The sequence below is a fragment of the Arenibacter amylolyticus genome, assembly GCF_002150785.1.
Classification (GTDB): Bacteria; Bacteroidota; Bacteroidia; order Flavobacteriales; family Flavobacteriaceae; genus Arenibacter; species Arenibacter amylolyticus.
The window spans coordinates 55699-80426 of record NZ_MTAZ01000011.1; the positions used below are offsets into that span (position 1 = coordinate 55699).

General features: G+C 41.2%; 26 protein-coding genes. 13 read left to right on the forward strand and 13 right to left on the reverse strand.

Going from position 1 to position 24728, the window contains the following annotated elements:
- The first annotated feature begins 10 nt into the window (after positions 1-10).
- From BV214_RS06100 to BV214_RS06120, 5 genes are all read left to right on the forward strand, one after another.
- A complete protein-coding gene (locus BV214_RS06100) occupies positions 11-1225 on the forward strand; it encodes an efflux RND transporter periplasmic adaptor subunit (protein ID WP_086476639.1) in 1215 nt (404 codons plus the stop codon).
- 114 nt (positions 1226-1339) lie between these two features.
- Positions 1340-1678 carry a P-II family nitrogen regulator gene (locus BV214_RS06105; RefSeq protein WP_086476610.1) on the forward strand — a complete coding sequence of 113 codons (339 nt, stop codon included), beginning with the start codon at positions 1340-1342 and terminating at the stop codon, positions 1676-1678.
- A gap of 4 nt (positions 1679-1682) precedes the next feature.
- A complete protein-coding gene (locus BV214_RS06110) occupies positions 1683-2099 on the forward strand; it encodes a Fur family transcriptional regulator (protein ID WP_086476611.1) in 417 nt (138 codons plus the stop codon).
- A gap of 52 nt (positions 2100-2151) precedes the next feature.
- Entirely contained in the window at positions 2152-2508 is a 357-nt protein-coding gene (locus BV214_RS06115; RefSeq protein WP_086476640.1) for a DUF3703 domain-containing protein, read from the forward strand.
- Between the two features lies 1 nt (position 2509).
- Positions 2510-4468, forward strand: a complete 1959-nt coding sequence (locus BV214_RS06120) for a heavy metal translocating P-type ATPase (protein ID WP_086476612.1) — start codon at positions 2510-2512, stop codon at positions 4466-4468.
- Positions 4469-4879: 411 nt separating this feature from the next.
- Here the strand turns inward: BV214_RS06120 and BV214_RS06130 are convergent, their stop codons facing one another.
- Positions 4880-5464: a hypothetical protein gene (locus BV214_RS06130; protein WP_086476614.1), complete on the reverse strand. Its 585-nt coding sequence runs from the start codon at positions 5462-5464 to the stop codon at positions 4880-4882.
- A gap of 118 nt (positions 5465-5582) precedes the next feature.
- Between BV214_RS06130 and BV214_RS06135 the strand changes: the two genes are divergently transcribed.
- From BV214_RS06135 to BV214_RS06160, 6 genes are all read left to right on the forward strand, one after another.
- Entirely contained in the window at positions 5583-6176 is a 594-nt protein-coding gene (locus BV214_RS06135; RefSeq protein WP_140157726.1) for a hypothetical protein, read from the forward strand.
- Positions 6177-6272: 96 nt separating this feature from the next.
- A complete protein-coding gene (locus tag BV214_RS06140; RefSeq protein WP_086476616.1) occupies positions 6273-6665 on the forward strand; it encodes a hypothetical protein in 393 nt (130 codons plus the stop codon).
- Between the two features lie 463 nt (positions 6666-7128).
- Positions 7129-7668 (forward strand): peptidoglycan-binding protein LysM, encoded by a 540-nt coding sequence (locus BV214_RS06145; protein ID WP_086476617.1) that lies wholly within the window; start codon positions 7129-7131, stop codon positions 7666-7668.
- Positions 7669-7872: 204 nt separating this feature from the next.
- The gene (locus tag BV214_RS06150) at positions 7873-8142 is read left to right on the forward strand and encodes a helix-turn-helix domain-containing protein (protein ID WP_086476618.1); all 270 of its coding nucleotides are present in this window, start codon (positions 7873-7875) and stop codon (positions 8140-8142) included.
- A 3-nt stretch (positions 8143-8145) separates the two neighbouring features.
- On the forward strand, positions 8146-8418 hold the full coding sequence (locus tag BV214_RS06155) for a hypothetical protein (protein ID WP_086476619.1): 273 nt from the start codon (positions 8146-8148) through the stop codon (positions 8416-8418).
- Positions 8419-8687: 269 nt separating this feature from the next.
- Positions 8688-9173, forward strand: a complete 486-nt coding sequence (locus BV214_RS06160) for a hypothetical protein (protein ID WP_086476620.1) — start codon at positions 8688-8690, stop codon at positions 9171-9173.
- Between the two features lie 10 nt (positions 9174-9183).
- Here BV214_RS06160 and BV214_RS06165 read toward each other — a convergent pair whose 3' ends face one another.
- From BV214_RS06165 to BV214_RS06225, 12 genes are all read right to left on the reverse strand, one after another.
- Positions 9184-12222, reverse strand: coding sequence for a TraQ conjugal transfer family protein (locus BV214_RS06165; protein ID WP_086476621.1), 3039 nt, complete (start codon positions 12220-12222; stop codon positions 9184-9186).
- An 11-nt stretch (positions 12223-12233) separates the two neighbouring features.
- Complete coding sequence (locus BV214_RS06170) at positions 12234-12773, reverse strand: conjugal transfer protein TraO (RefSeq protein ID WP_086476622.1); 540 nt, start codon at positions 12771-12773, stop codon at positions 12234-12236.
- A gap of 2 nt (positions 12774-12775) precedes the next feature.
- The gene (locus tag BV214_RS06175; RefSeq protein WP_086476623.1) at positions 12776-13741 is read right to left on the reverse strand and encodes a DUF4138 domain-containing protein; all 966 of its coding nucleotides are present in this window, start codon (positions 13739-13741) and stop codon (positions 12776-12778) included.
- Positions 13738-14754, reverse strand: a complete 1017-nt coding sequence (gene traM, locus BV214_RS06180; RefSeq protein WP_086476624.1) for a conjugative transposon protein TraM — start codon at positions 14752-14754, stop codon at positions 13738-13740. The genes BV214_RS06175 and traM overlap by 4 nt, the downstream gene beginning before the upstream one ends.
- Positions 14755-14762: 8 nt before the next feature.
- Positions 14763-15383 carry a hypothetical protein gene (locus tag BV214_RS06185; protein ID WP_086476625.1) on the reverse strand — a complete coding sequence of 207 codons (621 nt, stop codon included), beginning with the start codon at positions 15381-15383 and terminating at the stop codon, positions 14763-14765.
- A gap of 46 nt (positions 15384-15429) precedes the next feature.
- Entirely contained in the window at positions 15430-16341 is a 912-nt protein-coding gene (locus BV214_RS06190) for a hypothetical protein (protein ID WP_086476626.1), read from the reverse strand.
- Position 16342: 1 nt separating this feature from the next.
- The gene (locus BV214_RS06195) at positions 16343-16966 is read right to left on the reverse strand and encodes a hypothetical protein (RefSeq protein ID WP_086476627.1); all 624 of its coding nucleotides are present in this window, start codon (positions 16964-16966) and stop codon (positions 16343-16345) included.
- Positions 16963-19515 carry a TraG family conjugative transposon ATPase gene (locus BV214_RS06200; RefSeq protein ID WP_086476628.1) on the reverse strand — a complete coding sequence of 851 codons (2553 nt, stop codon included), beginning with the start codon at positions 19513-19515 and terminating at the stop codon, positions 16963-16965. Before BV214_RS06200 ends, BV214_RS06195 begins: the two co-directional genes overlap by 4 nt.
- Positions 19500-19823 (reverse strand): DUF4133 domain-containing protein, encoded by a 324-nt coding sequence (locus BV214_RS06205; protein ID WP_086476629.1) that lies wholly within the window; start codon positions 19821-19823, stop codon positions 19500-19502. Before BV214_RS06205 ends, BV214_RS06200 begins: the two co-directional genes overlap by 16 nt.
- Before the next feature lie 11 nt (positions 19824-19834).
- Positions 19835-20194 (reverse strand): TrbC/VirB2 family protein, encoded by a 360-nt coding sequence (locus tag BV214_RS06210; RefSeq protein WP_140157727.1) that lies wholly within the window; start codon positions 20192-20194, stop codon positions 19835-19837.
- Positions 20195-20487: 293 nt separating this feature from the next.
- On the reverse strand, positions 20488-20928 hold the full coding sequence (locus BV214_RS06220; protein WP_086476632.1) for a hypothetical protein: 441 nt from the start codon (positions 20926-20928) through the stop codon (positions 20488-20490).
- Positions 20928-21623, reverse strand: a complete 696-nt coding sequence (locus BV214_RS06225) for a ParA family protein (protein WP_176328465.1) — start codon at positions 21621-21623, stop codon at positions 20928-20930. Before BV214_RS06225 ends, BV214_RS06220 begins: the two co-directional genes overlap by 1 nt.
- An 818-nt stretch (positions 21624-22441) precedes the next feature.
- Between BV214_RS06225 and BV214_RS06230 the strand changes: the two genes are divergently transcribed.
- Together BV214_RS06230 and BV214_RS06235 are read left to right on the forward strand one after the other, a co-directional pair.
- Positions 22442-22831, forward strand: coding sequence for a MobC family plasmid mobilization relaxosome protein (locus tag BV214_RS06230; RefSeq protein ID WP_140157728.1), 390 nt, complete (start codon positions 22442-22444; stop codon positions 22829-22831).
- The coding region (locus BV214_RS06235; RefSeq protein WP_086476635.1) for a relaxase/mobilization nuclease domain-containing protein at positions 22828-24728 on the forward strand (1901 nt) is incomplete at its 3' end. The genes BV214_RS06230 and BV214_RS06235, both read left to right, overlap by 4 nt.

The window sequence follows — 24728 nt, forward strand, 5'->3', positions numbered from 1 at the left end:
GAAACAAATAATGAAATATATATCTATAATTAGTTTAGTGTTTGTAACCTCTTTATTGATAGGTTGTAATAATAAAGTAGGTTCAGGGTCCGATAATAAGGAGAAAGGCACCGCTACGGAACTGGCAAAGGCCGAAGAAGGACAGGATAAGAAAGAAAGCGTTGTCGAACTTACGACGCAACAGGCCGAAACCATCGGATTGGAAATGAATCCTTTAGAGGAACGGAATTTAGGGAACAACATTAAAGTAACAGGAACGCTGGAGCTTTTTCCACAGGACAAGGCGAACATCAGTCCGTTTGTTGGCGGGAATGTGAGTTCCATAAAAGTAATACCCGGGGATAACGTAAATAAAGGTCAGGTATTGGCATTTATCGAACACCCGGATATCATTGCAATGCAACAGGAGTATCAGGAGAAAATAGACGAACTGGTCTTTTTGAAACAGGATTTTGAGCGCAAGCAGACCCTTTATGATAAAGGCGTGTCTTCAGGGAAGGAATTTCAGATGGCGCAGTCAAAATATCGTTCCACATCATCCAGTGTCAATGGTTTGCGGTCCCAGTTAAAACTGTTGGGCATTAATCCCAACAAAGTGGCTGAAGGCCAAATATATTCCGCGGCTCCCATTACCACACCTATAAGTGGCTACGTGGATGAAGTACTGATTAGCCTTGGCGATTATGTGGCACCACAATCCAGAATGTTCTCAATAAGCGATAACTCGAAGATTTATGTCAATCTGAAGGTATATGAGAAGGACATAAGGCAAATCGAAAAAGGGCAACAGATACATTTTTCAACCGCTTCCCGTCCAGATGAATTGTTTAAGGCATCCGTTCGCTCTATTGGACAGACCTTTAACACCGAGCCAAAAGCTTTAGAAGTTCTGGCAGATATCCAAAACAAGGATAAAAATCTATTGCCGGGTATGTACGTGCAAGGGCGCATAGTCCAGGGCGAGAAAAAAGGTTTTGCCATACCCGAAGCTGCCATTATAAAAGAAGGCGAGCATTCCTTTATTTTTATTCTCGATGAAGATGAAAAAATGGAAGCAAACAAAATGAGATTCAAAATGATACCCGTAACGGTTGGTATTACTGATTTAGGCTTTGTTGGAGTGAATCTTCCTACCGAAGTTCCAAAAGAAGCTAAAGTCGTGATAAAGGGAGCCTATAACCTATCCTCGGAAATGGTCAAGGACGAACTGGATCACGACCATTAATCCAATAACAAACAACGATTTTGGTTCCGGGTTTGTGGATTGTCTTAATTTGTTAGTTAAAAATCAGAAAGCAGGCTCGGTTCAAAATCGATTATCATTTTAAAGATTCATACTATGAAAGAAATAAAAGCATTTGTAAAACCAAACAGGATACAAAGAATTATAGAAGCACTGACAGACAATGGGTTTAAAAGTATGACCTTATCGCAGGCCGAGGGCACAGGAGCCTTTAAGGCTAAAGGTGCAAGGCCGTCATTGGATTTTCATATTACCGATAGTCCAGTGGTAAAGCTGGAATTGGTCTGCCAGAACGAGGAAGCCCAGTCGGCAATTGCAATAATTGTAAAAAACGGAAGAACGGAAGAACCTGGAGATGGGATTATCTATATAGCGGATATAGTGGATGCCTTTCAGATAAAAACAGGAGATTCTTTAAAACGGTTTGATTTATAACAAAATGTCTGATTTAGAGCAAATACTGGAGAATAATAACGTAAGACCCACTGCAATGCGTTTGTTGGTCCTACAATATCTCCTAAGCAAAAAAGTAACGGTCAGTTTGATCGATATTGAAGCGCACTTTCATAATTCGGATAGGACAACATTGTACCGCACCCTAAAAACCTTTGTTGAAAATGGTGTCGCCCATCAAATAGATGATGGTACCGGTAGTACCAAATATGCTATTTGTGAAGAGAATTGTAACTGTGAAGTGGATACTGATCTACACCTGCATTTTCATTGTGCAAATTGTAATGAAACAGTTTGTTTAACAGAGCATAAAATCCCACACATCAATTTGCCCGAAGGTTTTAGGGCAGAGAATGTGAATTTGGTGGTAAAGGGCATTTGCGATAAATGCAATGGACGATAAATGCACTTCCATTGCACTAACTATTAAACTATTTTCTCCAAAATTAATGGATATGAAGTTTTATATAAAAACACCTAAACATCTTAAACAGGGATATAGTAAAGAATTGGGGCACTACCGCTATTATTTAAGTAAAAAGCAGTATAGCGATGCTTGGTATCATTTAGAAAGAAGCCATATTATAGGTCAATCTTACCCAATCAAGCACACCTGTTCGCATTGGTTAATGCTAAAGTTTGGTTTAATGCAAAAAGACAACAAAGAGGTATTTGGACTAATAATAAGGTTAGTTGATGGTGGTTGGAAATCTTTTATAAATCACGTCCCACTTGGCAATACTGGAGGTGCAAATGTACCACCATTAAAAGCGAAGCCTATTCCAATTGATATTAAAAATTTATTCAAGTAAAATGAAAAAAAAGAAAGTCAATTTAAGGGATCTAAAACCAAATTCAAAAGAGCCACAGAGTCAGGATGGTGCTCAAGATCACAGTGGCAATTCAAGTCAAATCAAAGCCTATATTCCAGCAATCATAAGTTTTACAATGCTAATTATTGGTATTGGGTTAGATTATTTTGATGTTACCTTTTTCAAGGATTGGATTCGCATTACTTGGTATGGAATTGCTTATTTGCCAGTTGGTCTTCCAGTAGTAAAAGCAGGATGGGAAAGCATCAAAAAAGGAGATGTGTTTACTGAGTTTTTATTGATGTCCATTGCCACCATAGGTGCATTCGCCATTGGCGAATATCCTGAAGGTGTGGCAGTAATGCTTTTTTATGCGGTTGGCGAGCTCTTCCAAAATGCCGCGGTCAATCGTGCTAAAGGCAATATAAAAGCATTGCTCGATGTGCGACCCAATGAAGCTCGGGTATATCGGAATAACGACTATATTTCAGTAAGTCCGGAGACCGTTGCTATTGGCGAAAAAGTACAGGTACGCGTTGGCGAAAAAATCCCTTTGGACGGTATTTTACTATCTGAAAAAGGTTCATTTAATACTGCAGCATTAACAGGGGAAAGCAAACCCGATACGATTGTGAAGGGGGAAAAAGTATTTTCAGGAACCATCAACCTGGATGGCGTAATTGAAATCGAGACCACCAAAGAATTTAAGGATAGTTCGATTGCCCGAATTCTGGATATGGTCCAAAACGCCACCGCACGTAAATCAAAAACCGAATTGTTTATCAGAAAGTTTGCAAGGATCTATACCCCCATCGTAGTATTCTTGGCAATTGCATTGACTATTTTGCCCTACTTTTTTGTATCCGATTATGTTTTTCGCGAATGGTTGTACAGAGCATTGATCTTCTTGGTCATCTCCTGTCCCTGTGCTCTAGTAATCTCAATCCCGTTGGGCTATTTTGGCGGTTTGGGGGCAGCTTCAAAAAATGGGATCCTTTTTAAAGGGGCGTCCTTTTTAGATGAAATGACAAGGGTAACCACCGTAGTGATGGACAAGACCGGCACCGTGACCAAAGGTGTTTTTAAAATTAAGGATGTCGTTATAAGCAGTGGGTCATTGAGCGAACCCGAAATGATGAAATACTTAATGGCTATGGAAGAACAATCCACCCATCCCATTGCCAGGGCCATTATGGAACATAAAGCCGATGGCGACAGTTTTCAAGCTTCCGAAGTAAGTGAAATAGCAGGAAAAGGATTGAAAGGAACAGTAAACGGCAAAACAGTTTTGGTCGGGAATAAGGCATTGATGACCTCAAACAATTTGGAAGTGCCAGTTGAGGCCGACAACATCGTAGAGTCGATCGTAATGATTTCCATTGAAGGGAAATTGGCCGGATATGTAACCATTGCGGACGAGTTGAAGGACGATGCGCACCAGGCCATTAAACAAATTAGAGAGTCGGGAATTTCAAAAATCATAATGCTTTCAGGGGACAAGGATTCCATTACCCAACAAGTTGCCAAAGAATTGGGAATGGATTGGGCGAAAGGTGGTCTGCTTCCGGAAGATAAATTGAACGAAGTCGAAAAATTGATGTCTGCAAACAACAATAAGTTGGCCTTTATAGGTGATGGTATAAATGATGCGCCAGTATTAGCTGCAAGTGATGTAGGTGTTGCAATGGGCGGATTGGGCAGCGATGTAGCTATTGAAACAGCAGACGTTATTATTCAAACGGACCAACCCAGTAAATTTGCAAAAGCTGTTAAAATTGGCCGTTCCACACGGCGCATCGTTTGGCAAAACATTGGTTTGGCATTTGGGGTGAAAGCAGTGGTTCTGATTTTGGGCGCTGGTGGCGTTGCTACGATGTGGGAGGCAGTTTTTGCTGACGTGGGAGTGGCTTTATTGGCAATTTTGAATGCTGTTAGGTTGCAGAATATGAAGTGGAAATAAGGATGATGTCGCAAAATCGTAGAAATAGAAGAGTAAAGAATAAAAAAGGAAAAACTACTGTAAATACCAACCCTAAAAAAGATAAAATTTTAGGTATTATAACTATAGTAACCGTCTTCATCGCTGTTATTGCCATATTCTTTGATGAGGCTGTTTTTTACTTTTTTTACCTTCTTTTCAACTAATAAAACATTGAATTGTAAAGATTATTACTGATCACATAAAATAAATGGTTACAGTTTACTAAACCCCACCTACAATTAGACTTTCAAAAAATCCCCAAATCGTTTACTACAAGGGTTAAATTTTAGATACAATATTACGGTTCATCCGGCATCACAATCTCACATAATTCATTTACATTATACCCTGTAATATTATTCTCCAAAAGACATTTATATAAATTCTAACTTATAAGTGTATGAAAACTAGGAGCTGGCGTTGAGAAAATATCGAATTTTGGAAAATCTTCATTAAAAACCAGCTTATCCCAATAATATCCTGTAAGGATGGTGCCGAATTGGCTATAGAAACAAACTCAAAATTCGTTTTAAAAAGATTTACTTCATCTAAAATTTTTTCCCTATGATCAGGAATTATACTACGCCGGGAAAGCTTTGATTTATTTTTATCGATCCAATCCCAAAATCCGTCACTCATAAAGTGAAACCAATTATAATTTAAAATGAAGCCATTGGTATATAATTTTCCTGGATAGAAGGCATGATTTGGCAAATTTTGTCCTTTTAGTATTGACATTAATTTGTCATTAACTATAAATCCATTACTAATGGCAACAGATGATATCATATCTGTTAAATTAGCTCTTGGCAGCATTTCCAATTCTAGATTTGGCAAGAAATCTGGAAATTCAAATGGTTTAACATTCCAAACGTTAATTACATCATTAGGATTTACCCCTGTATATATTCTGCTCTGCGGAAAGACACCTATTTCCGAAGGTTCTGCAGATTTTTTAAAGTTAAAATAATTCATTAACTTAATTCCTTTTCAATCTGAACAATTCCAATTAAAATATTGAAAACTTTTAAGAATTTAAAAATTTCAAAAATCTCTGATGGAATAATATTATCCTTGAGAAAAAATGAATATTATGAAAAATGGATTTTATTTCGTTCTAATCTATATGTGCAGTTTTCAAAGTGGATTGGCACAAGAAACTGCATTATATAATTTCGTTAAAACTGAATTAACAGCTGGTAATTACAAATTTGAGCTCATGACCACCCATGTAACTACTAGAGTTAATGAGGAACCACTTTTACTTGATGAAAATGGTAAAATAATTTATCCAAAAGTAAACATAGAACAAATTGATGACGGGCCAAATGTTGCACTTAAAAGTTCTGGTTCAATTTTATTAAATATCCAATATAATGACTCCATTTTAACAATTAGGTCTGTTGATAATACTTACTATCCATCAATAAAAATTAATCTGAAATCTGGGGAAGCACTTTTTAATAAAGCTCAAATATGTCTGACAAAGCAAGTAGCAATTTCCGATAATAAAAATGGATTTAAAAGTCCATGGAAAGGGTTTCAATGGCTTGGAAAATCCAAAAACAATTCTTCTATTATAAAACCAAGGTTGACATTGGGAAAGTTGAAAGAAGGTGGAAAAATTTACTTGGAAATTTTATGGTTCGAAGGGGAAAGTAAAAGACATTATCGCCTCCTAGGATAAAAAATTTAAACTATTTATACAAAATTTAAATTAGATCAGTAGGTTCAATTAACCTTCTCTAAATATTGAGGTTTTAAGGTAATCCTCACAAGACACATGCCAGATATAATACAAACAACTATAGGCTATTTGGCCACGCAAAAAATAAAAATCGACAAAAATGAATTCGCTTTTCTATGTAAGTCACATCCAGACTATCCGTCTTTACTTGCGGTAAGTGACACATTGAAATTCTTCCGAATTAATAATGGCGTCCTATTTGTTAGTAGTCCTGAAATCGAGTTATTGCCAAATGTATTTATTGCTAAATTAAATACAGAGAGGCCTAACCCATTTTCCCAAATCGTTAAGAAAAACAAATTGTATAACATAAAAAATAAAGACTCTAATAATGATAGGACCATATCATTAGAGGGATTAACTTCTATTTGGCAAGACGTTGGATATTATGGTGATAGTTGCCCCCTAAGGATTTTGGTTAAAAGATAAGTCAATGACAATATTACAATTTCTTCTTAGACTTTCCGACCTTTCTATTCGATGGTAGGTGTGTGCCAATCCTATAAAATTTACTTACCCCAGGTTTAATTAAACTTTCTGTAGAAATTAATTTTATAGGATATGTCAAGCCCTTGCGCAATCGGCCCTACCTTACAAACCTATTCTTTTCCCTAACCATATTTCAACTATTCCGTTAAGGTAAGATTTCGCCTATAGTCTTGTCCGACAGCCTGGAGGCCTCACCAATAGCATAAGGAGTGAAAATCCTATCGTAACCATGTAGCAAATATGTAAACAAGCTTGTTCTATTGTGTCTCGATTATTTCTTGTCGTTTATTTATGACACGCCTTTCCTTTATCTACTACAGAGATAACTACAGGTCCCTGGTATCTTTGCAGTGTCCTTTTAAACAAAGGGTTAAGAAAAATAATAATCCCTAAATCAAACAAAATGAAAAATTCAATAATCATCGCCGCCTTCGCTCTTGTAGCATTCGTATTCGGAACTAACCAAGCCCAGGCGCAAGAAGAGGCAACTACTACAGTAAACATCACTTTGGCCGACGTTATCTCCATCGACGCTTCCAGTGTCGCTAATAATGGAGTCGTAAACTTTGAATATACTACCGCCGAACACTACAACAACGGGCTGCCTGCCAAAACCCAAGAGAGTGCTTTAATCGTGACCTCTACCAAGAATTTTAACGTAACGGTAAAGGCCGGAGGAAAAGATTTTAAGGATGGTGGAAACAAAATTCCTGTAAGCGTACTAACCATCGAAGCGACCGGAGGAACAATGGTTGGATCAAAAAGCAAGATTGAATTGTCCGAAAAGGATCAGATTTTGGTAGGTGACGCAGAATTGGGAAGTGAGCTTACGATCGACTTCAACTATGAGATCCCTGCGGAGAAATCTTCTTCCTCTGATATCTTAGGAAAACCAGCGGGTACATACACACAAACAGTTACTTATACAGCGACTGCTCTATAAGCCCAACAATATTGAAGATGAATTTAGGGATTCCCTTGGAAGCATTCATTGCGTCCTTGGGAATTCCTTTTTTGGACTGTTTTCTATTTGTCTAGATAAACGGTGGTTCAACCAATAAAATTAGCAGTAGAGCGGCAAATTTCTTATCTTTTTATTTGCGATAGGAACAGTTGTATATATCGTATACCGTTTAAACTTTATGCTATGCAAGTCGTTTGTCTTCAGGAAGAGGCGTTTTATGCCTTATTTGATAAGGTAGTGGAGCATATTGAGTCCACTAGAAAGAATCAACCGGCCAAATGGATAGACGGTGAGGAAGCAATGCAAGTTTTAAGCATCAAATCTACCAGTACTTTACAGAAATTAAGGGACGAAGGAAAGATCAGATTTTCTCAGCCCTATCGAAAAGTTATCCTTTACGATCGGGATTCCCTTCATGAATATATAGAGAAACACGCTCGCGAAACATTTTAAAGGATGAAAGAAGAAATAAAAGTAGATAGGGATTATTTGCAGGCCTTTAATTTGGGATATGAATTGGCCAAAGAGCTTAATTTATCCACCCCTATGTTCAAGGGGCTAGATTCAGAGGACATTAAACTGAATGCCCTTCAAGCGGGAATGGCTGAATATAATAACGAATTGCAAAAAGTCAAGAGCAACAGCTATGACCATTCAATGGGTAAAGCTCCAGGAAAGAACCTTAATTCAAGCAATGGAGAAGAAAAAGGGTGGAGCCAATCCCTATAAGATGATCTAACTATTGTTCCCCATGTTTCTGCGGAAGTTGAAGGCCATTGAATCACTAAAGTCCGAAAAAGAAAGAATCTCTAAAGTGACCTTTTAGAGGATGATAGACACTGATTATCAACCTCCTCGAAACCGCGCATAAAAGCAAACAGCACTGAAAAAGTGCTATTTGCCTTGCATCTCCCATCGCTAGAATCCATAAACCGGCTTTTAGGTATGATATTGGCAATCAAAATTTTTATATTTATAGTGTTCTAATACAGTTAGTTATGAAAATAAACCAAGTGATTTTCTTTGTCTGCCCCTTAATCCTAATATTCTCCTGCAGTAAAGATGACGCCGATGTCTCCGAAAAGGATCGGGCCAAAGCCTTGTTAGGCCAATGGGAATATACGGCCATTATGACCGATAGAGCCGTGGATATTAATGGTGATGGAACCTCTAATATTGACTTATTCAACACTCAGGAAATAAAACAATGTATAAAGGACAACCTGACATTTTTTGCCGAAAGAGGGGAGGGAGAGGATGGATCTTTCAGTATAAATGAGAATGGATTGGCATGTGAGGGGAATCAAGCCTTTACCACAATTGAGTCGGATACCTATCAACTAGTCAATAATAATCGTATTGTTTTTGGTTCTCGTAGAGAGATGAAAATAATGAAATTTGAAAAAGACAAATTAGTGGTAGAAACTCAAGACAATCTTGGAGGTACAGATGTCTTAGTGACCATAACTTTTAAGAAAAGTTAATCACTCAATTTTAAACTCGTACAATTGTTCCCCTAATGACGTCGCTCCATTGGCCATTACTGTCTTGTACGCGTATCTCGTAATCTTGGTCAAGGTATCGTAGTTTACTTTCCTTCGGCTCCTCTTCAAGTTCAAAATAGCGTTCCACACCAGAGCCCTTGGCGTCATTATAATTGAATAACATGGTATCCCAACGCTTATCTTTTCTGTTATAAACACGCACCTCTACCTGTTGCAATGTTGCTCCGTTATATGCCTCAGAGCAATTGGCGGTAAAACAAGTGTAAATCCGGATGACATAGTCACAGCCGTTAAGTCCCCCACAACTTATATTGTGTTTCTCACCTTTAACCGCTACGGTCGGTTTTTTCAACATTTCTATGGATTCACTCGTAGTTTGGGATATTCCAGTTGAATTTTCCACCCGGAAATTTATGGTGAAACTATCATCGATTTCTGGGTGAAATTGCATGGCTACCGAACCGTACTCCAAAGGAATCACTTCCCCTTCTTTATATATTATCCCTTGATGGTTAATGTACCCCCCGTTCATACCAGAGAATTGGAACGTCATTTCATAGGTTACAGCGGAATCATGTCCCGAAGGTGCATTGGTGACAACATTGATCAAAAATGGTTGATCTTCAAATTTGTCTTGGGTCGACTGGCTTACGGTCAGATCAAAAAACTCCTCATATTTTTCGAAATCGATAGTAACGTCGGCGGTTTTCTCCACCTGAGATGAGGACCGTACGGTAAAAGCGATTTGATGGGTAGCTTCTGTGATACCAGTGTACATCCCTTGGAATGAGCCAACGGGAACAATGAAGCTCTCACCTGCCGAATATGTTTTTCCGTTATACTCGAAAGTCCCGTTGTTGTTCGCAGAGGAGAAATACATGGTGTAAGTATCTCCTCCAATGCCTATTTCAGAGATGTTGAAGTTTACCGGTACAGGGGTTTTAGTATACGTTTTGGATTGTGTCGCATTTGCCGAGAAATTATAATCCTTTGGCGTTACCGTAACGGTTAAAGCAACGGATTTTTCCAAACCAGTATCGTTTTGGACATAGAAGACCAATTCTGCATTGCTTTCATCGGTCCCCTCCAAACTCCAATTGAAATTACCTTTGGGTACCTCATAAATGTTTCCTGCTCTTACCTGAATACCATTTTCATCCTTAATCAGGGCATTTCCATTTAGGCTGTAGCGCATCTTATAGTTGGAGGTCCCCACATTCTCGGAAATATTGAAGTTTAAGGAGGTTGTTTCTCCAACGGAAATATCCGATTTCTGGCTTCCCGCAGTAAAAAGAAAGTCTATTTGTTTGTACTCAATTGTAGTACTGGCTGTATGGGTGACATTCCCACTGGACTCGACGCTAATCACTAGATTGTGTTGTCCTGGTTCAGCCCCAATGTAAACCACGTTGTTATTATTGGGCCCCAATTGGAATTTTTCCCCTGGACCGTAGGTAGTTCCGTTCACCTGCAGCGAACTATTTTTTCCTGATGAATAAAAGGCCTCGTACACATCATTGGTTCCTTCCGGAATTTCATCGATATCTATTATGGTGTTGATGGGGGTGCTGACAAACTCCGAGGTCTTGGAGGGGGTAATGTTTAAGGTGAAATCGTTCTGCTTGGTTTCCAGATCAATCAATACTGGACCCACCTCCTGACCGTAATTATCGGTGACCATAAATGCAATTTGATGGGATCCCAAGGATTCTGGGTAATAGAATAGAGAGAAGTCGCCTATTTCCACATCGTATTCTTTTGAGTTTTGCAAAAGGGTGCCGTCTCCTTTTTCAACCCTTCCGTTTCCTTCCAGGATTTGATGCGATAGCCTATATTGAATGTTTTCCGTGTTGCCGTTCGATTTTAAATTGAAGTTCAATTGGGTGCGCTCGTTTATAAATACGGAATTGCTCCCCGAATTTCCAGTGAACGAAAAGGGGATATTCGCTACTTCAATCGCTACACTGTCCCTTTTGGTTTGTCCATTGGAATCCCTAACCGAAAAATAGATCATTCGGTTTCCCAATTCTGTGCTCATAAAGGTATAATTATAAGAGCCTGGTGATATCGTCCTATACTGCCCGGGCTCCATAACGCCTCCATTTTGGTCCCTTACCGTTCCTGCCCCTTCACTGGAAGCGGAGAATGAATGCGTAATTTCATAGTCTACCTTGGATTCCTCGTCCTGAGTGGTAAGATCTACGGCGATGGCCAGATTCGTGTCTAATTCCACTACGGTGGAAGCTGCCGTGGTGTTAATGGTAAAATCCAGGTTTACCACGGTAAACAACAATTCTTCTGTTTTGGTTGCTCCATCCGGGGCTGTGGCGGTCAGACTGAGTTTATGTTCCCCCAAGGTTTCAGGAAGATACCGTAGTTCTGTAATTCCTTTCGCTAGAAAAAAGGAAGTGCCAGGGTCGAAAGCTTGGTCGTCCTTATAGAGCTTTCCAGTTCCATTTTGGATTTGATAGGTCACCTCAAAATCATTCTTATTGTTGGGGTCCAAGGTTTCCTTATCGCGCAATAAGGTGGCATTGATCGGGTTTTTGGAATTTATAATGAACTCGTTTACCCCCTTGTTCAATAAGAAGCTAAAACTGGCATATTGGGCCTTGTAGACCAGGGTGAGTTCTTTTTTATTTTCATTGGTGTCCCATGCCATAAAATTTACTCTATGGGTTCCCGTATCAATGGCAACATAGTTATAGTTCCATTGCCTATTTTTCACCTGTATGGTATCATGGGGTCGGATGGTATCGTTTTCCAATGTGGTGAAGTACCCCTTCTTATTGCTGGGCAGGTATTTTACAAAATACGCTACCGTGGAAATTTCCTTTTCCGGCGTAATCGTAAACGAGGTCCTCGTATTTTCAAATAGGTAGGTTTCCGTAGGATGTTCCCCTGTAAACGAAAAATCGAAACTATCTAGGACCAGTGATTCAAAATCCTTGCTACAGGAAAAAACAAGGATTAGAAGAGATAGTATAAAGACAATAGTGAAATACGTATTTGAATCATTTTTTTTCATCTCATTAGGATTTAGAACAGGAAATACCGGATCCCTAGACCAGCATAGGGATAGAATTGCCCGACGTCACTGTTGATATGGAAATATTCATTGGCCTTCACCAAAAGGGAAAAATCATTGTTCAAGGTTACTTCCCCTTCCAATCCCAAAAACACGCCATATATAAATTGGCTTTTGGCGTCCAAAATAGCCCCGTTGGACAAGGTGCTGTTGCCGTTATTGATGATCTCATACCCGAAAACGCCCCCTCCTCCGAAGTGGATGGCATAGCGTTTAAAGTTCTTTTGCTCCCATACCTTGAGGAAGTACCCGGGCTGTACGGTGAATATGTTGTAGGGAATATCAAAGGACCCCTTGTCTTCGGCTATGGCAGCAAATATGCTCAATTGTGCATATCTATTTCGGTTTAAATGGTAATTAAAGGTGCCCTTTATCCCATAACCATCTTCGGCATAACCTCCGCTGAAACCAATGGATGAAGCATAATTGTTGCCTTGTGAAAATAGCAGGCTGGAGATAAAAAGGGCTAGTATGGATATGGAATTCCTCATAATTAAAACTGTATGGGATTATTGATAATTTCATGGCCAATGCGTAAGGAAAAATTGCGATTGCCATATTCCTCGTCCAATTCTACCACTACTTCTTTTTTTTCGTCCAAAGCAAACTTTTTAAAAACCACCACGAAGTGATTCTCACTTTTTGCCGCCACCCTTTTTGGTTGTTTATAGGTGTATATTGGTGCCAGCTCCATTTTCTGATTGCTACTGCTGTTTTTATAGTTGGTGGCGATTTGGTGCTTGATAAAATTGATGTCCATATCCACTCCCTCCTTGTTTTCGATGCGGTACTGAAAATACAATTCGTCCTGATTGTAGTAGATCCCTTTGAGCCAAATAAACACATTCCCCGATCTGGAAAAATACCGTCGGACCTTCGGTTTGTCAAATTGCATATAATAGCACCTAAGTCGAAAGTATTCCAAGGGGTCGGTTTGGTATAATTTTTCCGAAGTCGCTTTTTCAATCTCACTTTTATTTGCTTCAGCGGGTGTGCCCTCCATCGGCCCGATCCTTTCTCTTTGGACTTCCATGTTGCTATTGGAAAATGGTTTTTCCGTGGATTTTCCTTCCATTTCGGGCTTGTTGCCAATATTGGCCACAGCGGTCTTTTTATCAATGAACCAAGTGGTTTTCTGGGGAACGGGTACAAGCTTTATTATAAAGTCATAGACATCCCCGGAGTCGGTGATCACCAAGTAGTTGGTGGTTCCTTTATTCTCGGAGGCTAGTTCATCGTAAGATAGTTTAACGATCCGTCCACTATATTTTCCCCCTTCGGGCTTTGGTAAGTCCACGATAAAGCCAAAATCGTTCCCGATGCTGCTTTCAGCAATATTCTCGGAGAAAATTAGAATCGTCTTAAAGTGCTTCGATATTTCCAGGGTATCGCTATATGTTTGAGCAGGTAATGTACAAGCAGCCATAAAGGCCGATAGGAGGATCCATATCTTTCTCATCGTAAACGTTGTTTAGGTGTTAGAAATACACGGTCCCCATTTACCAAAAGGATTTTGTCCCGTTGCTTGTATTTTTTCTTTCGAAAGAAACTGCCAAAAGAACGAATAAGATGCTGTGCCAATGGGATGTCGGTAGCTTCGTCTACGGTATTGGATAATTCATCGATGCCCTGATACTGAATGTCGGCTTTGAATTCCTCTAATAATTGACCTGCGCGTTCGTTGTGTAGCCCCACCATGCCATCTTCTTGGTCAATGGCCGTCAAATCCATGGGTATATTGGCTATGTTGGATACCTCCAGCAATATTCTGGATCCTTGGATATTCGCGGTGGCATAAACAAACGTATTTTTTGGAAAGCGCCTACCGTTGACCTGGATGTCCTCCCTTAAAATTAGGGTGACCCGATTTCCAGGCAAAATAAACTGATCACGGTAGATTGCTGCACTAAATAAGGGGCTAGGGGTATTGATCGTGGAAGAGGATTCTATATAAGGGGCCGAATAATCCTGATTTCGGGCCAAGCGTTGTTCCCTTGCCTGAAGGAGCATATTTCTATAGGCCAATTTTTTTTGGGCCTCTGAAACCTTCGAACTATCTTTTTTAAGAGAAGGTACGGAAGGGAAGGCGGTAGTGCCATTTTGCTGATGCTTCGGTTCTCTTTCACCGAATGAGAAATTCTGGAGTTCCTCTAAAATCCGTTCTAAGGAGTCGTTCTCCGATTTTTCCCTTTCCATGCTTTTTAATTGGCCTGGGGGTCTTAAAAGGTTCAAGGAGTCTAATCGGGATTTGTTATAGATATCGTTTGGCCCAGAAATATTGAGTTGCTGGTCGTGGTTGGGTAGGCTGTTATTGTAACCGTCCTTTGTGACCTGTGCAGGTAGTTCCCTATGGATGGAGCTGATGCTGGACATGACAAAGAATACCGCAAGAAATACGATGATAGGAGCGGTAAAAGCGAATAGCTTATGCCGTTTTAACCAAAGGTTGAATTTCTCCATGTTGTGGTTCATAGGTTGGTTTATTGCAAGTCTCGATTCTTTAGGACATCGAATTTTGTGATCTTTAGTCCGTTTAAATTATTTAGGGTAGCACTGGTCTCCATCAAATACCCCTGGGTGACCAGGCTTCGGTATTCCGCATTCCCGTTTTTTAGAATTCGTTGTTTGCCATAGTATTTAAATGCGAACGGATAGCTGGAATAGTCCACTTCCATCGAATCCGTCTCCACCTCTATCGAGTAGCCGCTCTTGGCGATATCTTCGTAATAATTCTGGTCTATAAGACGATTATACAGACGTTGAACCGAGTGGTCGGCCATATAGAGCGCCTTGGTTTCAATATTTCTTTTTATATGTTGCAGATCTGGTTCCATGGCAAAAAACAACTGGTGAAAGTTGGTAATATGCCCCTCGCATAATATGTCCACCGCCCGCTTGTAGTCCTTGATCCTAACAGTAGCCAATTTCTGGCCATTATCGAGCAGGTAAAAATTATTTTTTGCGTTTTCGCTGGTTTTGTAGGTGTAGAAGATATTGAGGAGGGTGGTAATAAATGTTACTATTAAAGATACATATACCACCCGGTTGCTCCTAGCATTAACCCTGTTTAAATCGTTGAAAATCTTATATTTATCGTCCATTTGTATTTTTGATTTCGCTCAAAACAAAATTTCATCGTTGAACGGATTACTGTATTAGGGTTCTTACTCCTTTTGTAGCTCCACCCGTTTTTGTATCAACGGTGGTCTGTGCTACTTTTTTGATATAGTGTTTGGTTCGATCTTTTAGGTGGTTGGCACTTATATTCATTCCCTGAACAATGAAATTAGCCAGGTTGGGGGCTTTTAGATAAACGAATACGTTCATGAGCATCAGTAGGCCGCTGGTAAGCACCAAACCAAGGTTGGCTTCCTCGTTGGATAAGAGGGAGGTGATCAATTTATCCAGCACATGGAGCATAAAGTTATCGATTAGGTAGAGCATCGGGATCCACAGACATACACTCATGAATTTTTGCAACCAGGCCTTCCACATTCCAGAGAAAATAGGGATGAACGACAGCCCAATGTTCAAGGGGCCAAAAATGATGAGTACAAAGAGATATACTACGGACATGGCCTTGATCCCAATGAAAACCACCGCGGATATCACGGAGGCAACCGCCGTAACCCCTGAGGTGATGGCTCCAAGGACCAAGGCCTGCAAGGCCTCTGGATCTCCCTGTAACATCAGATAGGATACCCCGTAATCTGCCATGGATTTTGTTTGGGCAACCAGTATCTTGATATGGAGCACATCCCAGGATATGTCGTTCGCCCTTAACGACATGCCGATGCTTTGGTAGAACTCCAGGATGGTGAGTGTAAGCGCCCGGTAATTAAATAGCACGAAGGCGAGGGGAACCCAATTTAAATAGGAGAATAGGTTGGCTCTTTTGTCCTTGTTCAACAAGTTAAGGAGTCCAATGATACTTATGCCGATGCAGGCAAAAACCTGACCTATTTCTAGCATGGGTGCTACCAATTCGTAGGCATCCAAAATATACTGGTCGAAAAGTTCGTTGACCGATTCCCGTATTCCTTTATTGGTTGGATTCATATCATGGCTGTTTTATGTTAAGGTTGATCAAGGTGCTCCGTGCTTTGCGAAGGGAATTTATTTGTGAAAGCTTATGGTTGTAGGCAATCAAATTATCGAGAATATCCTCCAGCTTTCGGTTAATTCCTGAAACCATCTTTAAGCGCTCTTCGGGAAGAAGGATGGCTTTGGTGTGAAGGATATCATTACATTGCTTAATTAGGCCCCCAGTCTCCACTAGGGCATCGGTGGTATAGGTTAAGAATTCATCGGTTTCCCCTTTGTTCAAAAACTCCAGTGCAGTAACAGTTTGTTTGGAACTGTGATAGACTTTCAAAATTTTGGATTTTAAATCGATGGCCCTATTGACGTCCGTCGATAACCGTACATAATTAGGAGCGGTTTTCTTGGCCTCGAGTTCTTCCTTTAGGATGTTGCTGGATTTAATAGCTTCCCTATTGTTTTTTTCCATGAGGTTGATCAACCGGGACAATTTGGTGTTTACCGCTTGCAACTGGGTGTTGATATTCATTAGCTGACTATTGGACATCCCAATACTGGCGTTGGTGGCCACATCCGTCACGGGAATTTGTGAAGAAAGGGCTAGGTGTGCCAGCAGGCTCCAAAAGGTTACTATCCGTTTCATGGTGCGATTGTTTTCCGTGTTGTGATCCCGTGGGCATATGCCTTGGCTGTTAGCTCCCAGTTGCCATGGTTTTTTTGGTGCAAGGCCTTGATCCGATCACTCTCCGTGGGATTGGTTTCATAGATGCATTTCTCTTCCAAGGAGGTCTCTACCCCGTAGACCTTTGCTTTGTCCATCCAACAAATGGCCACCTCGCGATACTTCCTGTTCCTGGGCAAATCCTTGTTCAAAGACAGGATCAGCTGTTTTTGTTTTTCTCCCAATCCAAGAAGGGCTTGAATGCTATCGAAGGATTGGGCAAAGTCGCGCATATCCAAAAAAACCTTGATGTGGGAGTTTACCACAATGGCATTTTTTATAATGTCCGAAGCGGTAAAGTCATCTACCTTTTGTGAAATGAAGATCGGCTGTCCGCCCAATTTTCTGGCCATTCTGGATTGACTATTGAAGTAATGCGCCAATGCTGGTCTTGCCAACGCTTTCCAGGCTTCATCCACCGCCAATATTTTATTGATGGACAGTTTTGTGGGATCGTTCATTTTCTTGGTGAAAACCTCCATGATCATCAGCGAGGTAATGGGGAACAACAGCTCATTGTCGATCAGTTTGCCCAGCTTGAAGTAAACCATTTTTTCATGGCCCAATTTAGCGATCCGGTCGTCCACTTTGTTTAACAGATCTCCCCTAGGATTGCTGCCATGGTATTTTTCCAATAGGAAAATGAATACATGAGGGTCAAATTTGTTCTTGGGGATTTTTTTCGAAGCAACATAGGTCTTTAGATGATTCGCACAGAAATCAAAAAAGGTGTCAAATTTAAAATTACCCTTCTTGTTTTGCCACATCCATTGGTAATAGGACGTAATTAGATATTCCAGTACCGTATTTATTACCTCTGGTGTCCCTACATTTTCCTGGGTACCCGTAATAAGTTTTAACAAGGTGATTAGGTAGGTGCGCTTACTCTCTGTGAGGACCTTGCCCTTACCCTTGACCTCCAAATAGTCGAATCGGTCCAAAACAAAGGGGTTGAAGGTAAATGGATCGGAGTCCTGATGCTGGAGGGTGATCCCCCCAAAAACTTCAATCAACCGATCGTAGGAGTTCCCGTCTTCCATGATAATGACCTCTGCGCCTTGTCGCAATTCCGAGGCCAGATAGTGATTGGTAAAGTAGGATTTACCGCCACCGGACCCTGAGGCGACCAACATCCCGCGATTGAATATCCAGTGCTTACTTTCCGGCTCTCTGTACACGGATACCGAAAGTGGTCGGCCCGTAATCCGGTCGACCAACCGTAGCCCGTTCACGGCCCTTGTTGCATCCCTGTAACCGCCTTCAAAATAGAGTAGGGAAGCGGCCATTTCCAAGGGCATGGGGACATACATATCCGCAGAGATCCCAATGGCGTTCCCGGCAACCCCGGCAAAGAACAGGTTCTTTCTATCTATGGTATTGTGTTTGGGATGTATCCTTAATTTCTTGAAGGCTCCCGAGAGGCTGGTATGAAGGTCATTGGGTAGATCCCTAGGCCCCTCGATGCCCAAGACATTGAGATGGTAAAAGACCGTTCCCTGATGGTTCTCTATGCAAGCCTTGGTATAGTCATACATCTGATCCGAATAAATGGTATTGCGATCATCTTTTCTGCCATTGCTAAAACGCCTAAGGTTTCGGGCCTTTTTTCGAAACCCGGACAAGACCTTATCCTGATCGGGTATATAGAGGTATTGATTGATGATATGTTCCTGGGGAATCTTGAAACCCAGTGGAAAAAGGTTGCCAATGGGGAAGGGTTGTACTTTGGAGGTGAATTTGCCATAGAATTCATAGGTGCTGATATGGTCCTTGCTAAATTGGTCCAGGTTTTCAAGGGTGTAAAACGCGCCGCGTTTGTCTCCGATGCGAAGGTCGTTCCCTTTAAAATCGATATCCTTCAACGATAGGTTTTGTGTGCTAAGTCCAAAGTACTTGGCATATAGTCCATTTTGGGAAAAGAGATCGTCGTAGTCCAGAATTCGCGATTTCATCAATTCCGAGGAATTGATAAGCTTGTTTACCTCCTGGACCTGAGCTTCAAAGTCCATCATAACCTTCGTGTCCAAAAACTCCCTTGGAATGGGATTGGTTAGGTAAAACTCCCTGTTTTTATCTAAAAAAGCATTGACCCTTTTGGGATTGAACTTTATGTAATTTTCCGGCACCAAACTGAGGTACAGGTAATGGGTACCCTCCAAAAATGTACGGTGGGTAAAATGGTTCTCATTTGCCCTTTCCATCATATCCCCCTGCAGCCTTTCTGGAATAGGCGAGTAGTTCTGTTGGAAAAAAAGGTCCTGTTTATGTACAAGCCTGTTGGGCCCCAAGATGGTCAGGATATTGGTGAACAGGCTATGGAGCGTGTTGTAATCCTGGGCATCCAGGGTAAAAACCTCTGGGAGGGTGAGCTGTAATGGAATGGTCAAGCAGCCTTTTTCCTTGGCTATCAATGCTTGTCGTTCATACCCGTAAATGGGGAATACATCCCAAAGTGCTACTTGATTTGCCATAGGAGTAGGTTTTTAAAGTTATGGACTAGTTTGATTGCATTAGGTCTGGAGGTATCCGCCACTTTTTTGATAAATCCGTTGGCGCCATAGGTGCGGGAGTAAAATAGGATGATAAGGAAGGTGATCCCCATAAGGACAGCGGAAATCAGCATGGCGATAAACGCGGGGAGGAATAGGGACAGTAGTAGTCCATGTACAATGGCGGCAACGGAAAAGTATACAAAGTAATAGATGTATCTGGCTTTGAGCCCCCAAAAAGAGGCTTCTTTTTGCAAGCCTTTCCTGATGGGTAGGTGAGAGTTGCTCATGGCGAAGGAGTTTAAATATTGGCGATTTCCTCCCCGATGGCAATCAAGGCAAAGAAGATGGCAATGCCGATGATGATCTTTCCAAGTTTATTGGCCAGGTCCGTTTGCTGGTCCCGGATATAGAGATAGGTCAAGCCCGTAATGGCAATGGCCACTCCTGCAATGATTTTTATGATATCGACTATCTCTTTGGAAAGGGTTTTTGAGTCGTTTTTGAAATCCTGTGCTTCCTGCAGGAGTTGGTCGAATTGACCATAGGTGCTCATGACAATGAGAAGGTAGACTAGTAAGAAAATATAGATTTCAAGGTTTGGAATCCGGGGGTGATTTCCCGAGGGATTTCCTGGTGCGGATGACGGTGAGTTTTTCATGCTTTCTGTGAGTTAAGGAATTCGAATCTTCTTCCAATGACCCTTTTCTAAAAGCTTCCAATAGTTCTGAAGCGTCCTCCGCTTCGTGTAATTGGTTGAGTACAGCATCTACATTAGTAGGATCATTATCTGAATTATATACTAATTTACTATTTATATGCAAATTATCAATATTTTTTACAAGTTTTTTTGAGGTGTCTTCCTTTTTTAATACGAATATCCAAAGGAGATATCCATACCAGAGTAGGCAAAGACCTATGAATATGTACCAAGTTATGTTCACTTCGTTATTATTAATGGTGTTCGATAAGTGTAATCAATTTATCGTAATTTTTATTCGTATAGTCCAACAGGACTTTGCGGATAAGGTCGTTTCTAGTCGTTTTGATGCCCATTTTATAAGAGATCCCGAGCGCCATTTTTTCGAATTTGACAATACAATCCTTGTCAATTGCCAATAAGATGCGTTCATTTTCACTTTTAGTTGTGTCTACCTGCAGCAGTAGGTCTAGTTGATTTTTAGCCCTTCCCTTGGTTTTTGTGCGTTTTACTGTTGCTTGGTTCCCCGGTGGATCTGCTGCGGCATCTGTGCTATTTAAGGTACCTGATCTTTCAGTAGACTTGTTTTCCGTTCGGTCTTGCCGGAGTCGTTTTAAGGTGCTATTGGTCTCATGGTTTTTATCGGCTAATTGCTGGAGCAGGTCCATGGTGCTGACTTTTTTCTTTTTTCCCATTACGTTTGTGTTTTTAGATTTGATAAGTGCGCTACTTCCCTTAGGAAGCTCTTGATACCCAATTCGCCTTCTTCTTTGTTTTCGGGGATTGCTTGTAGGGTATTGCGGTATTGTTCCTTATAGATAGTTTTGTCCTTGACCACACTTTCCATCATGGGGATACCGGCATTTAGAAATTGTTGCCTTAGTAAGCTGAACTTGTTTTTTCGTATCAACTGGTATTTGTTGAAAAATAGGTGCACGCTTTTAAGTACCCGCTGATCATTTTCCAGGAAGTTACTTTTTAAGGTAAAGTAAAAATTGGAGGTACTGTCTATTTCCAATTCATCGTGACTACAGGGAATAAAAATATGTTCAACATATAAGAGGCCCTTTACCATTTCTACATTTAGGCTTCCCGGTAGATCCAAAATAATATAATCTACCAGTCCATAATACTTTAAAATGGTGTCCCTTAGGGAATCTACCGTTACCCTCTCTATTGGGTATACGTCCAATTCGTTAGCAGCCGTTTCACCCAGGAGGACAAGTTCGCGCTGCCTTTTCCGATAGATGGAATACTGTGGATCGTCTCCATCCAGGAGGACCACTTTTTTTCCATGGGCATAATAAAAGTTGGAAGCAAGGATTAAGTTTAAGGTGGTTTTTCCTATTCCCCCTTTCTCCCCAACGATACTGATTATTCTTGTTTCCAAAATATAAGTGCTATAAAAAGAATTATGTAGGTCGAGTTCCTTTATTTTTTTTGGGAGATTATTTTCTATAAATATAGGAGCCTATTAATATGCCGATATCATGATATCTATATATCGTGATATCCGTATATCGTGATATCTGTATATCCGTATATCTGAATATGTTGATATCTGGATATTTGTATATCGTGATATCTGGATATCCGTATATCTGTATATCGTGATATCTAAATATAAATATTTAATTGTTTAATCCATAAGATTTTAGGTGTACGGTTTTTTTGTGGCGCCAGCAGTTTCTGCGGATAGATTACTGATAAATTATGGTAGACGCTTAGAAATGGGATAGGATTCCGCCCATAAGGTTCCATCTATGCATGCCCCTGCGGCCATCGGGCCAACCTTTCGAACCTATTCTTGTCCCTAGCCATCTTTCCTCTAATCTGTTAAGGAAGGATTTCGCCCGCAGTCATTCCCGAACGCCTCGGGCCCGCACCAAAGCACAAGGGGTGAAAAACCCCTTGCCCTTTTTCTCCCTGGCTATGAAATCGAGCTATTTTCATCTTTTCATACCATTTTTTCAAATAAAATATAAGACCATATTAAACCAGTGCTGGTCTTATATGGTCTCATATGGCTTTATATGGTTTTGAGGTGTAAAATGCTGTAAATAAGTCTTTTAGGATTGTTTTTGATGTCTTATATTTATATAGAAATATCCGTTTTTAACGGATAGCAAGTTATGTTTTGCGTAACGCAAAACTCCTACTTCTAGCGAAGTGAAAAGCTGCCTTCGGCAGTAAAAAACAAGAAAAACAATGGCAACTGGCAACATCGGTAGGAAACGGTTAGGAGAGAGCAAACGAAAGCATACTATTATGCTTCGGTTCAATACTCTAGAACTGGAAAAAGTGAAGACGCTTTTACGGTCCTACCAGGTCGATTTCCAGAAAAGAGGAACGGTGGGCCCTTTCTTAAGAAGCCTCATTCTAAGCAAGGAGGTAGAGAAAACGGAAAAACGACTGGTTAGTACGCCGAAAGTTAATTATCAACTGAACAAAATAGGGAACAACCTTAATCAATTGGTAAAAGTGGCCCATTACAAGAACTTAAGGAGTCCCAATGCAAGCCTTGTGCATGAGATGCAAAAGGCCAATGAACTGGTCGCTACCTTGAATGCCATTATTAACAATACGAACCTACCATGATTGCACGACTCCTATATCGTAACAAAGTGCAGGGCATACTGAAATACGTCCTTGGGAAACCGGAATCTACCATTCTCGGCTTCCACAATACCTATTCCGATACGGATACCAACCTTAAGGTCTTCGAACAGGTGCTTGTCTTTCTGGGCTTTCGCCATGCCTCCGAAAAACGCTATGTACATGCCACCCTGAACCTTCCTCGAGGTGAACATCTGGACGATACTACCTTTTTGGCCCTTTCCAAAGCCTATATGGAATACATGGGCTATGGGGAGCAGCCTTTTATTGTGGTACGGCACCACGATACCGAGCACGAGCACGTCCACATTGTCTCCAGTACCATTAGGGAAAACTGTACCCAGATCAACCTTTCCTTTGACTATAGAAGGAGTATGGCTGCCCAGAAACACCTGGAGAAACAATTTGGGCTTTCTCCCTCGCCAAATAAGAGGACGGTCCGAGAGCTTCCCAAACAGCAAACGCCCCAGCTGAACCCCCAGGAGGGTAACGGGGTCCGCTATTATATGCAGGACATCCTGAACAATACCCTGCAGAAATACAAGGTGCGGAGCTTTGAGGAACTTGCCTTACTTCTCAAAGAATACCATATCCAACTGAAGGTAGTGGAGCGTTCCGGTAGGGTAGGGGTAGCTTATGGCATTGCCACCAAGGCAGGATACCGATCCCGTTTTATTGGCGGCTACAGCGTGCATCCTCAATTCTCCGGTCCCAAACTCCAACAAGTCTTCGAGCGCAATAAGGAATCGGCCCTATTGCCCATGGTAAAAAAGCGTTTAGAAAAACAAATACAAACTACCTATAAACTATTTAGAACCCTCCGCCCCGAGCACTTCCCAGATGTTCTGGGCTCCCATCAAAAGCTCGATTGTAGGCTAAACTACAGCGATCAGGGACAGGTGGTGGACTTCACCATCTATGATAAATCGGGCTATGTGCTGCGCAGCGACGAGATTGGGAGGGGTCTTGGTATCCAGGAGAACCCTGACTTGTTCCAAACCGAACACACCCAAATGTATATGGATAGCAAGCAATTGGAACTGGAGTTCCAACGTTGCCTACGGGAAGCTTACCAAAAGATCTATCGAGATTTGAGGTACAAGCCTCTGTTCTCGGAACATATCTTGAGGACGTTCCTAGATGTTTTGGTTAGGGAAATGATGAAATCGGAGCGCTTTCTCTTCCTTAAGAAATACCTGCATACCGATGATCAAACCTTATGGAAGTTGATCGACTCCCACTACCATCCTTTTAGCGAGGAGCTATGTACCTCCGCCTATAACAAGGAGAAACAGGAATTGCAAAAGAAGGCCAACCTTATTCAACGGGCCAGGGACCAGTTGTTCACCAGTACCCTAGACCAAAGGGAGGTCCTCGGTGCACTTGTCCAAAGTCTGGGCGTTCGATATAATGAGGGAATACTGACCTATACGAATTCCAAGTTCCACCAAGTACCAGTGGATCTGGGCAGTTATTTATTACAGACAAGCGCAAACCCGTATACCCCTCCTGGTTTTGCACGTGAAAACGAAAAGCTATTGGAAGGGCTGCTGCACGACAGATCCGCCAAAGAGATAAAACCGGGGCCCACCGCTCTATTTCTGCCCATGATATTCCCGAAGCTCTATCACGCTATGGCCCCATCCTTTAGGGAACGGTTCGATACCTTGGCCCTACGGGCCTACCATCGGTACGCCGAACGGATGCAGGCGCCCTTTGAGAAATCCCCAAGGGACTATATCGGTTTTTTCAACGCCAGGGGCTTTTATTTTGAAGAGCAGGGAGGAAAACTCTGGGTAGGTTCTCTTTATTCCAAATATAAAGTAACGGTCGCTCTTTCAACGAAAATGCAGGACTACCTACTATCGTCCCCTGAGCT